The following is a 12,946-nucleotide window of genomic DNA, read 5'->3' as shown; positions in this document are numbered from 1 at the left end:
CTGCCTAAATGTCGTACCTCGCGCCGGGCCGGACGATGTCGATCGGCCCCTCGAAGGCGGCCTGCGCGGCCTCCAGGGTGAGTGCCTCGCTGCCCCACGCCGGCACGAGATGGGTCAGCAGCAGCCGCCCGACCTCCGCCTTCGTGGCGTGCTCGGCCGCCTCGCGCCCGGTGAGGTGCAGGTCGGGCGGGTTGTCGGCGCCGTCGAGGTAGCTCGCCTCGCACAGGAACAGGTCCGCGCCCTGGGCGAGCCTGATCAGCTGGTCGCAGGCGGCGGTGTCGGCGGAGTACGTGAGGACCCGCCCCTCGTGCTCGATCCGCACGCCGTAGGTCTCTATCGGGTGGTTGACCCGGTCGACGGTGACGTGGAACGGCCCGATCGGGAAGCTGCCTGGCTGCAGCGAGTAGAACGTGTAGACGTCGCTGATCGCCATCGGCTCGTTCTCCCCGCCGTACGCGGCGGAGATGCGCTCGGCGGCGGCGACCGGGGCGTAGACCGGCAGCGGCGGCAGCGGGCCGGACGGCGCGTAACGCCGGGCCACGATGTAGGAGCACGCGTCGAGCATGTGATCGCAGTGCAGGTGCGTCAGCAGGATGGCATCGACGTTGTACAGGCCTGAGAACCGCTGCAGCGTCGACATCGACCCGGGGCCGAAGTCCACCAGGAGCCGGAACCCGTCCGCCTCGACGAGATACGCCGAGCAGGGCGCCTCGGGACCCGGGAAGCTGCCGGCGCAGCCGAGAACGGTGAGCCTCATGCTTCCCCTAACAACAACGCCAAGACGCCGTCTCCCATCGCTCTGGTCACGTCTGCGCGCCAGTGTGGATCACGCCGGTCAGGTGAGGATAGTTCGTGGTTCCGGCGCGCCGGATGACGGCACCTGCACGGTTACCGGGCACGGACGGACGGCACCGGCGGGGGTTGCCCGGCCGGTTGCTGCCGATGGGCAAGTCCGTCACGTGGCGCAGCCTACGCCGGACTGGCAGGCAAGGCTGAACGATCGGACGGCAGATGTCGCCAACGTGACAGGGTTGCGTGACGGCAGGCGCCCGGGCTCGTTGAGTTTCGTAAGCCACCAAACGACCCCCCCGAGGAGTGGACGTGCCCGTCGACGTGTCCAGGACGACCAGACGGCTACGCCGGCACCTCCCCGACGCCTTCCGGTTGCCGACCGAGCGGGACCCCGCGCCGGAGCCGCGGCACCTGGCCGCCGTGTGCGGCTGGGCGGCGGCGCTCGGCCTGGGCGGGATGGCGGTGGCGCTGCGGGCGTTCGTCGGGTTGGTCAGCGCGTCCCGGGCCTGGTACGCGCCGACCGTCACCGTCATCGGGCTGATCGGGCTGGCGTGCACGATCGCCGCCTTCGCCAGCGTGCACAAGCGCCGGCTGCCGTTCGCGTTACTGAGCGCCGCGTCGGTCAGCCTGGTGCTCGGCTGGATAGTTACCGGGCTCTAAGGCGTGTTTGGTAAGTGGGGTCGCTGCGAGGCGAGGTCCAGGCGTCGTCTGGGTCCGCCGCAGCCCGGCATCCACTTACCCAACACGCCTTAGGCCCACAGCTGACCGTCGAGGGCACTCTCAGCGTCCGCGAGGGTGCCGCCGTAGGCGCCGGTCGACAGGTACTTCCAGCCGCCGTCGGCGACCAGGAACACCACGTCGGCCCGCTGGCCGGCCTTGAGCGCCTGGTGGGCGACGGCGAGCGCCGCGTGCAGCACCGCGCCGGCGGAGAAGCCCACGAACATGCCCTCGACCTCGACGAGCTGACGGGTGCGCAGCACCGAGTCGCGGGTGCCGACGGAGAACCGCCGGGTGAGGACCTTGGCGTCATACAGCTCGGGGACATACCCCTCGTCGAGGTTGCGCAGGCCGTAGACCAGCTCGCCATACCGCGGCTCGGCGGCGATGATCTCGATGTCCTCGACCTTCTCGCGCAGATAGCGCCCGATGCCCATCAGCGTGCCCGTGGTGCCGAGGCCGGCCACGAAGTGCGTGATGGTCGGCATGTCCCGCAGGATCTCCGGACCGGTCGACTCGTAGTGCGCCCTGGCGTTGGCCTCGTTGCCGTACTGGTAAAGCATCACCCAGTCCGGGTGCTCCGCGGCGATCTCCTTCGCGACCACGACGGCCCGGTTGGACCCGCCGGCCGCCTCGGAGAAGATGATCTCCGCGCCGTACATCCGCAGCAGCGTGGTCCGCTCGGCCGACACGTTCTCGGGCATGACGCACACCAGGCGGTAGCCGCGGAGCTTGGCCACCATCGCCAGGGCGATGCCGGTGTTGCCGCTGGTCGGCTCGATGATCGTGTCACCGGGGCGGAGGCGGCCCGCTTCCTCGGCCGCCTTCACCATCCACAGTGCGACCCGGTCCTTCACGCTGCCCGTCGGGTTGCGGTCCTCGAGCTTGGCCCACAAACGGACCTCGGGGCTCGGTGACAGCCTGGGCAACCCGACAAGCGGCGTGTTTCCGCACGCCTCGAGCACCGACTCGTAGCGCGCCACGAAGATCAGCCCCGCAGTGCGTGGGCGGCCGCGAACGCGAACGCACCACCCGCGACGGCGGGCAGGATCGTCACCGAGTCGCCGTCGCTGAGCTTCGCGTCCAGGGCGCCCAGGAAGCGGACGTCCTCGTCGTTGACGTAGACGTTGACGAAGCGGTGCAGGCCGCCCTCGGGGGTCAGCAGGCGGGCCTTGATGCCCGAGTGCCGGCTGTCCAGGTCGGTGAGCAGGTCGGCGATGGTGTCACCGGCGCCCTCGACGGTCTTGGCACCGCCGGTGTAGCTGCGCAGGATGGTCGGGATGCGAACCTCGATAGCCATGATCATTTCCTCTTGTGTACGAGCGAACGAACGGGACGACTGGACATGGTGCGACGGCAAGCGGCTGTCAGCTGCCTGCGCGACACTCGTAGTCGACGGTCGTCGGGCTCTGCCCGAAGAGATATGACTGGACGGCGTGTGAGTCCACGACTGCATTAACTACCTGAACCGGCTCTTCGGTGACGGCTCCGTCCACGATGCGGAACGACCTGATCTCGGTCTGCTCCGGGTCGCGGGTCGAAACCAGCACATAGTGCGCATTCGGCTCACCGGCGAAGGACACGTCGGTCCGCGACGGATACGCCTCGGTGGCGGTGTGCGAGTGGTAGACGATCACCGGCTCCTCGTCCGCGTCGTCCATCTCGCGCCACAGCCGCAGCTGCTCCACCGAGTCGAACTCGTAGAACGTCATCGAGCGGGCCGCGTTGGCCATCGGCACGTGCCGGGTCGGCGTGTCCGAGCCTGCCGGCCCCGCGACGATCCCGCACGCCTCGTCGGGGTGGTCCCGGCGGGCGTGCGCAACGATCGCGTCGAGGATCGCGGCGTCGATGGTCAGCACGACAGACAGCCTACCGAAACCCGAACGCAACTCGCTCGTGACCAGGCTCACCCCATGAGCGCGCCGACGAGGCTCTCCTGCAGATACGTCAGATATTGGTACACCGAGAGCTGCCCCACCCGTGCCGAGGTGGGATCCTTCAGAATCGCCTCGTCCAGCTCCTCCTCGATGTCGACGTCGTCGTCGTCGATGCCGAGCCGGGAGCCCAGGGTGAGGCGCACGTCGGTGAGTGCCCGCAGCCACGCCTCGGCCTGCTCCTCGTCGAGAGCCACCTCGCCGCCCTCCACGGGGAGCACGTCGAGCAGCAGCGCGGCCTGCTCCAGCTTCGCCGAGCGTAGGTCGTCCTCCATGTACCGGCGCAGCTCCGCGGAGGTCTCGGCGTCGTCGCGGTACACGTCCGGGAAGAGCCGGACGATCACCGGATCGGTGCGGTCGAAGCCCTCCGACAGCAGCGTGATGACCTCGAGCATGACTTCGTTGAGCACGGCGGCCTCGGCCGGACCGAACCGGGCGATACAGACCGTGCCGTTACGAACGAACATCGTCACGATTTGTCCACCGTCGCCCAGAGCCCGTACGCCTGCAGCCGCGAGGCGTCGTACTCCATCTTCTCCCGGGGACCGCTGGAGACGATCGCCTTGCCCTTGTGGTGCACGTCGAGCATGAGGCGCTCAGCCTTCTCCTTGCTGAATCCGAACAGTTTCTGCAGGACCCACGTCACGTAGCTCATGAGGTTGACCGGATCGTTCCAGACCACGGTCACCCACGGACGGTCGGTCTCGGGCACCTCGTCAGCCTCGAGACGGGTCTCTTCGATCGGTACGACCTGCGGCGCCGCCATACCAACATGGTGCCATCAAGCGAGCAGCACGCCATGGTCGACCGCGTCCCCACCGATGATGAGCAGCGCCTGACGCAGTCCGGCGTAGCGCTCGCCCAGCTCGTGACCCACCTCGACCTCGATCTCGCGCAGCGCGTGCTGCAACCAGCGGCGGCAGTCCTTCTTGTCGGCGTGCTTGGGCGGACCACCGGGGGCGACCTTCGGCTGCCACAGGGCGTAGCAGCTGGCGTTCAGCGCGATGCCCAGCGAGGGAAGCACCTGGTCGGCGGGCTCGGCGCCGCCGACGGCGGAGAGGTTGTCCACGGCCGTCGCGCCGGCCATCGTGGCCACCGCCGACGTGGCGGTGAGCAGCAGCGCGTGGTTGCGGTCGCGGTCGTCGTCGCGCAGCGAGTCCACCGTCCGGCGGGCCGCGGCGGCCACCCTGGCCAGCACGACCTCGTCGGGCGCGGTGTCCAGCAGCTCGGTGAAGACCGCGCCGATCGCCTCGCGGGTGTCGGCGTGCAGCTGCCGGGTGGTGCGCACGGACAGCGCGTGCAGCTCCCGGTCGAGCACGTGCGGCAGCTCCGGGCAGCCCTTGCCGGAGCCGAGCTCCTGCACGCACCGCACGTGGATGGTCGCCAGGTCGATCGAGACCCGCTGGACGGCGGCGACGCGCCGGTTGGCGATCTCGCGCTCGAGCACGTCCTGCCACTCGTCACCGGCGCCGGAGACGGTCGCGGCGGCCACCCCGGCCGGCGCGGGCCGCGCCTCGGCCCAGGTCTCCAGCTCATGGCGCAGCTCGGCGACGCCGAAGACCGCGTCGGGGTCCAGCGACACCGGGAACCAGGGCGCCGAGGCCAGGACCTGACCGCGGGAGGCGAGCAGCGCCCGGTTCGCGACCAGCATCTCGGGCCAGCCGTCGTGCTGGTCGATGCGGGTCAGCACGAACGCGACCCGCTCGACCCGGTCCACGGCGGCGGCGAGCAGGTCGAGGTCGGCCCGCGGCAGGGGCGCGGCGGCGTCCACGACGAACAGCAGGCCCAGGCCCCGCTCGGCGGCGTCGAGGATGATCTCGGCGTTGGCGGCGTCCAGCCCCCCGCTGCCGGGCGTGTCGACCAACGCGACGCGCTTGAGCATGCTCGCGGGGTGGGTGATCTCGATGCGGCGGGCCGGCCGCGTCGGTCCGGGGCGCGGGTCACGCTGGGTGGGGATGAAGGCGCCGATGACCGTGCGCGGCTCCCGGTGACCGGGGACGAACGCGTGCGTCTCGGGCTTCTCGCCGTGCCGGTAGACCAGCCAGGCGTCACCGGCCGGGACCGGGTCAACGCGCCGGATCAGCGCGTTGAGCAGTGCGGTCTTGCCGCTGCGGGGCGAGCCGGCGATCACCGCGTAGCTGCGGGCACCCGACGCGGAGTGGGGCTCGGGCTGTCGATGACTCCTGCTGCCGCGGACCGGCATGGCGGACACTGAACCCCCGGGCGTCGTGACTGTCAGATCGATCAGCGGCGCCTGCATGATCCCAGACCCCATGTGCGACCTCCTTGTGCACGGCCGGGTAAGCATCGGAACGCTACGTGAACAGCCACTTACGGAGGCAGTACTCCGGCTACTCAACTGAGCCCGAACGCACTACTCAAGTTCGTGCTTCGGCGGGTACGCGCAGTAATCGACCTATCGATATGCTGCGACGGTGCCCCCCTGGAGCTTTGTCGGTCGAAACGCTGAACTGGTCCGTCTCTCCGAGGCAGCCACCGGCTCAACCGGTCGCGGCCTCATTCTGGGTGGCCCGCCAGGCATCGGCAAGAGCCGATTGCTGAGAGAGGGCGTCAACGCTCTTGACCAGGACCGGATCGCGGTCTGGACCGCGACGGCGAACGCCGCCACGGCGGGTCTGCCGCTGGGCGGGCTGGCCCAGGTGCTGCCGCCGGACCAGCCGGCTGGAGGCTCACCGGCCGGCCTGCTGCGCTGGGCCGTCGACGCGCTGCACCGCCAGGCCGCCGGCCGGCCGATAGTGGTGGCGATCGACGACGCCCACCTGCTCGACCCGCTGTCCGCCGCCCTCGTCTACTACGTCGCCCGGTCCGAGAACGCGACGGTGATCGGCACCGTGCGCACCGGCGAGCCGGTGCACGACCCGATCAGCGCCCTGTGGAAGGACGACCTGGTCGAGCGGATCGAGCTCACCCCGCTGACCCTGCAGGAGACCTCCGACCTGCTGCAGCAGGTGCTCGGCGGCCCCGTCGACTCGGCCTCCGTGGACCGGCTCCAGCAGCTGTCGCAGGGCAACGCCCTGCTGCTGCGCGAGCTGGTCATCGCCGCGCACGCCAGCGGCGAGATCATCGAGAGCTACGGGATGCAGCGCTGGACGGGCAAGGTCGACCTCGCCCCGACGTTGACCGAGGTCGTCGACGCCCGCATCGGCAAGCTCACCCCGCAGGAGCGGGCCGTGCTGGAGCTGGTCGCGTTCGGCGAGCCGATCGGCCTGCCGCTGCTGGTCAGCGCCACCGACCTGAACATCGTGGAGACCGCTGAGGAGCGGCAGCTGATCCGGGTCGTCGTCGAGGACCGGCGCACCACGGTCCGCCTCGCGCATCCCCTGTACGGCGAGGTCGTGCGCCGCCGCTGCCCGGTCACGCGGGTCCGCCGGCTGCTCGCGGACCTGGCCACGCTCGTGGAGAGCAGCGGCGCCCGCCGCCGCGACGACCTGCTGCGCGTCGCCGTGTGGCGGCTGGACAGCGACACGGCCCGCGACCCGCAGCAGCTGCTGATGGCATGCCGGCTCGCGTTCGCCACCTATGACATGGCCCTGGCGATGCGGCTGGGCAAGGCGGCCCTCGCCGCCGGCGGCGGGTTCGACGCCGCGGAGACCCTCGCCACGATCCTGATGTTCGTCAACATGCCCGTGGACGCCGTGGCGATCCTCGACGCCAACGAGGACCAGACCGTCGACGAGGCCCAGCGCAGCCGCTGGCTGGCCATCCGGCACATCACGGCGCAGTGGGGGCTCGGCGACACGAGCACCGTCGAGGACATCAACCAGCAGGCGTACAAGCTCAACGACCTGCGGGAGCGCTCCCTGGTCCTGGCCGTCGAGTCGACGATGCGGCTGCACCGCGGCGACAACGCCCAGGCGCTGACCCTCGCCCGTCAGGTCCTCGACAGCGCGGCCAGCGCACCCGGCCCCCGGGCCCTGGCCCGCAGCAACATGGGCCAGCTCCAGGCGATGCGCGGCACGCCCGTGCAGACCGTCAAGGCGATGGCCGCGATCGACGCCGAGGCCGCCCAGTGGCGGGCCGAGGTGCCCTACATCCAGCTCGGCATCGAGCTCGCCCGCGGCACCGCGATGATCCTCGCCGCCGACCTGGAGGCCGTGGACGCGATCGTCGCCGCCGAGTTCGCCGGCATGGCCGACGCCGGCAACTTCAACATGGGCTCCGGCTACCTGCAGATCGTCCGCGCCCAGGCGGCCCGGCTGCGCGGCCGGCTCACCGAGGCGGCCCGGGCCGCCTCGCAGGCCTGCGCCGCCCTGGCCACCGGCAAGGTCTTCGTCGCGCTCGCCCACGCCGAACGCGCCCACGTCGCCGCCCTCACCGGGGACGGGGCCGCCGCCGCCGAGGCCTTCGCGATCGCCGAGGCCTCCCACTACCCCTCCATGGAGGTGCTGTACCCGTGGCTGGAGGAGGCCCGGGCCTGGGTCGCGGTCGCCTCCGGTGACGTGCAGACCGGCGCGGAGGTGCTGCGGCTGCTCGCGGCCCGCGCGCGCAGCGACGGGTTCGCCGCGCACGAGATGTTCGCGCTGTACCACCTGGGCCGGCTGGGCTTCGCCGGCGAGGTCTGCGACCGCCTCGACGCCCTGTCGCACAGCGTCGAGGGGCGCACGGCCCCCGCCATGGCCTGGCACGTGCGGGCGATCGCCGGCGAGGACGGCGGCAGCCTCCTGGCCGTGGCCGAGGAGCTCGCCGACCAGGAGCTCAACCTGTACGCCGCGGAGGCCGCCGCCGGCGCGGTCACCCTGCTGCGGGGCATCCGCTCGCCGCAGACGCCACGGGCCGCGCAACGCCTCGCCGAGCTGCGGCTCCTCTGCCCGACTGCGGTCACGCCCGCGCTGGTCGTGCCGCAGCCGATGCTCACCGGCCGGGAGCGGCAGATCGCCCGGCTCGCCGCCGCCGGCGTCCCCTCGAAGGAGATCGCGGACCAGCTGTACCTGTCCTCCCGCACCGTCGACAACCACCTCATGCGGGTGTACGCGAAGCTCGGTGTGACCGGTCGCGCAGAACTGGCCGCGGCCCTGCGCTCGCTGCCGCCGGAGGAGTGAATAGTCTTGGCTGCGTGACCTTTCAGTCCTCCGGGAGCGCGCTGCTGACCGACCACTACGAGCTGACGATGCTGTCGGCGGCGCTGCGCGACGGGACCGCGTCGCGCGGCTGCGTCTTCGAGGTGTTCGCCCGCCGCCTGCCGACCGGCCGGCGGTATGGCGTCGTCGCCGGCACCGGACGCCTGCTGGAGCACCTGGCGACGTTCCGCTTCGCCGCCGAGGACGTCGAGTTCCTGCTCGGCCGCGGGATCGTCGACGCGGAGACGGCGGAGTGGCTGGCGGACTACCGCTTCACCGGCGACATCGACGGCTATGCCGAGGGCGAGCTGTTCTTCCCCGGCTCGCCGATCCTCACCGTCAGCGGCACGTTCGCCGAGTGCGTGGTCCTGGAGACGCTGGTCCTGTCGATCCTCAACCACGACAGCGCGATCGCCGCGGGCGCCGCCCGCATGGTCACCGCCGCCCGCGGCCGCTCGGTGATCGAGATGGGCTCGCGGCGCACCCACGAGGAGGCCGCCGTCGCCGCGGCGCGAGCCGCCTACCTGGCCGGCTTCGCGTACACCTCCAATCTGGAGGCCGGCCGGCGCTACGACATCCCCACGACGGGGACCGCCGCGCACGCCTTCACGCTGCTGCACGACACCGAGCAGGCCGCGTTCGCCTCGCAGGTCGCCACGCTGGGCAAGCAGACCACGCTGCTCGTCGACACCTATGACATCGCCCAGGGCATCCGCAACGCGATCGCCGTCGCCGGCCCCGACCTGCGCGCCGTGCGCATCGACTCGGGAGACCTGTCCGTCCTCGCCGCCCACTCCCGGGCCCTGCTCGACTCCCTCGGCGCCACCGAGACCCAGATCATCGTCTCCGGCGACCTCGACGAGTACGCGATCGCCGCCCTGGCCGCCGAGCCCGTTGACGCGTACGGCGCGGGCACCGCCGTCGTGATCGGCTCCGGCGCCCCGACCGCCGGCCTGGTCTACAAGCTCGTCGAGGTCGACGGCCGCCCGGTGGTCAAGCGTTCGGAGAACAAGGGCACCGTCGGCGGCCGCAAGACCGCCGTCCGCCGGCACAAGCCGACCGGCACCGCCACCGAGGAGATCGTCGTGTCCATGGGCGCCCCTGCCGTGGAGACGAACGACCGCGCGCTGCAGCGGGCCTTCGTCCGCGGTGGCGCGGTCGTGCCCGACCTGCCCGACCTGGCCGCCTCCCGCGAGCACCTGCGCCAGTGCCTCATCTCGATCCCCTGGGAGGGGCTCAAGCTGTCCGCCGGCGACCCGGCGGTTCCCGTCCAGATGCTTGGGGGCTCCGCATGACCCGCGCTTTGATCATCGTCGACGTCCAGAACGACTTCTGCGAGGGCGGCTCCCTGGCCGTCGGCGGCGGCGCGTCCGTCGCCGCCGCGATCTCCGCCGCCGTGGCCGCCGGGTCGTGGGACCACGTCGTCGCCACCCAGGACCATCACATCAACCCCGGCGGCCACTTCGGCAACCCGCCCGACTACGTGACGACGTGGCCCGTGCACTGCGTCGTCGGCACCGGCGGCGTCGACTTCCACCCGTCACTGGACGTATCGCACGTCGAGGCGGTGTTCACCAAAGGTGAGTACGAAGCGGCGTACTCCGGCTTCCAAGGCGCCTCGTCCGGCGTCGATCTGACGACCTGGTTGCGCACCCGATCCGTCACCGACGTGGACGTGGTCGGCATCGCCACCGACCATTGCGTTCGAGCGACGGCGATCGATTCCCAGCGCGAAGGTTTTGTTACAACTGTGCTGCTGGACCTCACTGCCGGCGTCGCTCAGCCCACCGTCACGTCCGCCCTGCTCGAACTGCGCGCCGCCGGGGTGACCTTGGTGGGTGAACCAGTCGTGGCGTCAAGCTGACCATCCGGTGGATGGCACATAGCTGGACTTGCCGTGTAACAACCGACGTGTACCGTCATCCCGGCAAGCGGTTCCGCACCCGATGTGAGGACTTCTCACGTCACAACGTAAGGACCACCTACACGGAGCGTGGCGAAAAAGATAAGACTTCGCTACGCTTGCGGGACCTCGAAGGGTCGTCCATGGTGGGCGACTCAGCACCAGGAGGGTCACGTGAAGTTGTCGATCGAAACCCGCCCTTCAGATCAGCGAGAATCAGTGCTGAGCCTGAGCGGCGAAATCGACTATGAGACCGCTCAGGAGCTCCGCACAGCGGTGAGTTCAGTGCTCGACGGCAACATCGACACGCTCGTCGTCGACCTCGCCGGCGTCACGTTCCTCGACTCCACCGGTATCGGCACCCTCGTGGTCGCCAAGCGCATCTGCCACAGCATGGGCGTCAAGCTGCACATCCGCCGCCCGAACCCGTTCATCGCGCGCCTCTTCGCGGTGGTCGGCGTCAGCGACATCCTCGGGGTCCCGATCCCGCCGGGCACCGTCTCCGGCCGGCTCCCGCAGCCCCGCGAGCGCGGCGTCACCCAGCCGGCCTGACACATCGGAGGACACACGGTCCGGACCTTGGACCCCGCACGTCCAAGGTCCGCGTCGCCTCTGCCCTTGCTCTTGCCCTTGCTCGACGCCGGCACCCCCCCCAGAGCACCAGAAGGCCGGTTGCGGCCCGCAGCGGTCCACTGAACGCTCCCTAGGCCCTTTCCTGCGCGCCTCCCCCGTGCCAGTTGGACGGTGCGATCGGCTCCGGGGTCACGTTCCGCACGGCACTCATGCTTGCGGTGATTCACCCTCAGGTGTGAATTCTCCCCTTTGCGAGATCTGCCGGAGAGATCCACTACCGGCCGTGGAACGCAAGGCTGTGAATGCCTCCACCCCCTGATCGGGTGACAGATCCGGGTGACCGCTCGCCGCTCGACATCGAAGCTCCCGGCCGAAGCCCTGCCGATCCTGGACAGACGTTGGCCAATGGGTTGCTTTGCGGCTTTTGTGGAGGTCGAAGGCGCGCGTTCCATCTCGCGAGATGGTCTTCGGAGCGGGCAGATCGCACACCGTCTATGTGGGCGCCGCCGCGGATCTGATTTCTGGGACGACCGCTGCGTCCTTTGATCAAGCGGTTCCGCCCAGGTCGCGGCTCCGGCCAACGACGACGGACAGTAGCCGCGAGCGAGAACACCGCCGCCCAACCCATCCAGCACCGAACCTCTGGTGGACCACCGCCACCGGCATTACCGGATCCACCGCAGGCACCGCCCCGCGCCGAGCCACTCTGGTGCAGACGGCCGGACCACCTCAAGACACCGCGCGGCCGGGCGACCAGCCGAAGACACCGCGCCAGACCACTCTCCAGACCACCGCTGCTATGCCGCCCCACCTGGCAGGCGCCACCACCAGAGGACGCCACCGCCACCAGACGCGGTCAGGGCCGCCACCGCCAGGGCATGCAGCGGCCAGGAGCAGGGCTGGCCTCAGCGGCCCGGCGAGGCAACTGTGAGGCCGCACACGCCAACAGCCCCGACCACCACGGCCCGAAGGCGAGGCGTAGCGGTCCGGGGCCAGCTCGAACCAGTCGGCTGGTGTTGATGTCAGCGTGCCCGGCGGGGGCAGCTGGCCGCGGGTGGGGATGGGGAATCGGGCGGCGAAAAGCAGCAGCCCCAACCAGGCCGCCGCCGGGAAGCCGACTGTGATGGTCGGGGCTCTCAGGGTCGGACTGGAACCAGAGGCGGGCGCTGCTCCCAGCGGGCATGGCGGGGGCGACTGTGAGGCTGCGCACGCCGCGTGGGCTCGAAAGGACCGGACCAACGAAAGCAACCCTGACCGGGCACGGCCCGGAGACGGGGCCATGGTCGGGGCTGCCCAGGGTCGGGCTGAAACCGGCGGCTGGCGCTGCTCTCAGCGGACCTGGTGGGCAACTGTGAGACTGCGCACGCCGCCACAGGGTCGGGGAACCCGGGGTGGTGAAAAGCAGCAGCCCGACCAGGCCGCGGCCGGGAAGCCGGCTTTGATGGTCGGGGCTGCTCAGAGTCGGACTGGAACCAGCGAGCAGGCGCTGCTCTCAGCGGGCATGGTGGGCGGCTATGAGCCTGCGCACGCCGCTTGGGGTCGAGGAGGACCGGGCCAACGAAAGCAGCCCTGACCGGGCACGGCCCGGATACGGGGCCATGGTGGTCGGGGCTGCTCAGACTCGGGCTGGCACCAGCGACTGGTGCTCTCAACCTGCCTAGCGGGCCAACCGTGAGACGACGCACGTCGCCGCGGGGGCAAGGGAACTCGGCTGGCGAAAGGCAGCAGCCCCGACCAGGCCGCGGCCGGGAAACAGGCCGTGATGGTCGGATTGCTCAGGGCCGGGATGGAACCCATCGGCTGACGCTGCTATCAGCGGGCATAGCGGGGCTACCGTGAGGCGACGCACGTCGCCACGCGGGCGAGGGAACCGGGCCGGCGAAGGGCAGCAGCCCCGACCAGGCCACGGTCGGGAAACAGGCTGTGATGGTCGGGAGCTTGCTCAGAGT

12 protein-coding genes are annotated in these 12,946 nt (G+C 70.7%); 5 read left to right on the top strand and 7 right to left on the bottom strand.

The window, feature by feature from the left end; translation table 11 throughout:
* Window positions 1-4 precede the first annotated feature (4 nt).
* Window positions 5-757 (bottom strand): MBL fold metallo-hydrolase, encoded by a 753-nt coding sequence (locus AB0K00_RS11725; protein WP_363518887.1) that lies wholly within the window; start codon window positions 755-757, stop codon window positions 5-7.
* Window positions 758-1,101: 344 nt separating this feature from the next.
* Between AB0K00_RS11725 and AB0K00_RS11720 the strand changes: the two genes are divergently transcribed.
* The gene (locus AB0K00_RS11720) at window positions 1,102-1,452 is read left to right on the top strand and encodes a hypothetical protein (RefSeq protein WP_363518884.1); all 351 of its coding nucleotides are present in this window, start codon (window positions 1,102-1,104) and stop codon (window positions 1,450-1,452) included.
* A gap of 89 nt (window positions 1,453-1,541) precedes the next feature.
* Here AB0K00_RS11720 and AB0K00_RS11715 read toward each other — a convergent pair whose 3' ends face one another.
* From AB0K00_RS11715 to AB0K00_RS11690, 6 genes are all read right to left on the bottom strand, one after another.
* Entirely contained in the window at window positions 1,542-2,492 is a 951-nt protein-coding gene (locus AB0K00_RS11715; RefSeq protein ID WP_363518881.1) for a cysteine synthase, read from the bottom strand.
* A gap of 5 nt (window positions 2,493-2,497) precedes the next feature.
* On the bottom strand, window positions 2,498-2,809 hold the full coding sequence (locus AB0K00_RS11710; protein WP_363518879.1) for a MoaD family protein: 312 nt from the start codon (window positions 2,807-2,809) through the stop codon (window positions 2,498-2,500).
* 67 nt (window positions 2,810-2,876) lie between these two features.
* Window positions 2,877-3,368 carry a M67 family metallopeptidase gene (locus tag AB0K00_RS11705; protein ID WP_363518876.1) on the bottom strand — a complete coding sequence of 164 codons (492 nt, stop codon included), beginning with the start codon at window positions 3,366-3,368 and terminating at the stop codon, window positions 2,877-2,879.
* A gap of 47 nt (window positions 3,369-3,415) precedes the next feature.
* Window positions 3,416-3,937 (bottom strand): DUF2017 domain-containing protein, encoded by a 522-nt coding sequence (locus AB0K00_RS11700; RefSeq protein WP_363518999.1) that lies wholly within the window; start codon window positions 3,935-3,937, stop codon window positions 3,416-3,418.
* Complete coding sequence (gene clpS / locus AB0K00_RS11695) at window positions 3,913-4,209, bottom strand: ATP-dependent Clp protease adapter ClpS (protein WP_033366007.1); 297 nt, start codon at window positions 4,207-4,209, stop codon at window positions 3,913-3,915. The genes AB0K00_RS11700 and clpS overlap by 25 nt, the downstream gene beginning before the upstream one ends.
* Before the next feature lie 15 nt (window positions 4,210-4,224).
* The gene (locus AB0K00_RS11690) at window positions 4,225-5,718 is read right to left on the bottom strand and encodes a hypothetical protein (protein WP_363518872.1); all 1,494 of its coding nucleotides are present in this window, start codon (window positions 5,716-5,718) and stop codon (window positions 4,225-4,227) included.
* A 160-nt stretch (window positions 5,719-5,878) separates the two neighbouring features.
* On the opposite strand from AB0K00_RS11690, the gene AB0K00_RS11685 reads away from it, so the two are divergent.
* The 4 genes from AB0K00_RS11685 (at window position 5,879) to AB0K00_RS11670 (ending at window position 10,976) form a co-directional block, all read left to right on the top strand.
* The gene (locus AB0K00_RS11685; protein ID WP_363518870.1) at window positions 5,879-8,503 is read left to right on the top strand and encodes a LuxR C-terminal-related transcriptional regulator; all 2,625 of its coding nucleotides are present in this window, start codon (window positions 5,879-5,881) and stop codon (window positions 8,501-8,503) included.
* Window positions 8,504-8,517: 14 nt separating this feature from the next.
* A complete protein-coding gene (locus AB0K00_RS11680; RefSeq protein WP_363518867.1) occupies window positions 8,518-9,816 on the top strand; it encodes a nicotinate phosphoribosyltransferase in 1,299 nt (432 codons plus the stop codon).
* Window positions 9,813-10,385, top strand: a complete 573-nt coding sequence (locus tag AB0K00_RS11675) for an isochorismatase family protein (RefSeq protein ID WP_363518864.1) — start codon at window positions 9,813-9,815, stop codon at window positions 10,383-10,385. Before AB0K00_RS11680 ends, AB0K00_RS11675 begins: the two co-directional genes overlap by 4 nt.
* A gap of 129 nt (window positions 10,386-10,514) precedes the next feature.
* Window positions 10,515-10,976: an STAS domain-containing protein gene (locus AB0K00_RS11670; RefSeq protein ID WP_363518861.1), complete on the top strand. Its 462-nt coding sequence runs from the start codon at window positions 10,515-10,517 to the stop codon at window positions 10,974-10,976.
* The last annotated feature ends 1,970 nt before the right edge of the window (window positions 10,977-12,946 follow it).

Source organism: Dactylosporangium sp. NPDC049525, assembly GCF_040676755.1.
Taxonomy (GTDB): domain Bacteria; phylum Actinomycetota; class Actinomycetes; order Mycobacteriales; family Micromonosporaceae; genus Dactylosporangium.
This window is presented reverse-complemented; position numbering and strand designations above follow the sequence as displayed.